The following is a 258-nucleotide window of genomic DNA, read 5'->3' on the forward strand; positions in this document are numbered from 1 at the left end:
GCCATAGGCACCGAAGCGGCCTACGATCATGTGGTTGGTATGTCAAATTATATTTGGCAAGCACGCCCTACTAATTGGGACATGTATGTAAAACATCGTCCTTCGTTAGCAAAAATACCAGGCATTGGCCGAGTGGATACAAAGACTTTCTCTGTCGAAAAAATCATCAGCTTAAACCCAGACCTCCTTATGCTGGCGGATTGGCAATATAAAGGCCTTGGGGATGATGTAAAACGTATAGAAGATGCGGGCATTCCG

The 258-nt window shown here is 45.3% G+C and carries 1 pseudogene; it reads left to right on the forward strand.

Annotated features, from left to right (window positions below):
• Positions 1 to 258: pseudogene (locus tag AAEZ08_RS23170) on the forward strand (ABC transporter substrate-binding protein); the annotation flags it as partial.

This window comes from Pseudomonas sp. E45-MNA-CIBAN-0222 (genome assembly GCF_040310405.1).
Taxonomy (GTDB): Bacteria; Pseudomonadota; Gammaproteobacteria; order Pseudomonadales; family Pseudomonadaceae; genus Stutzerimonas; species Stutzerimonas stutzeri_AC.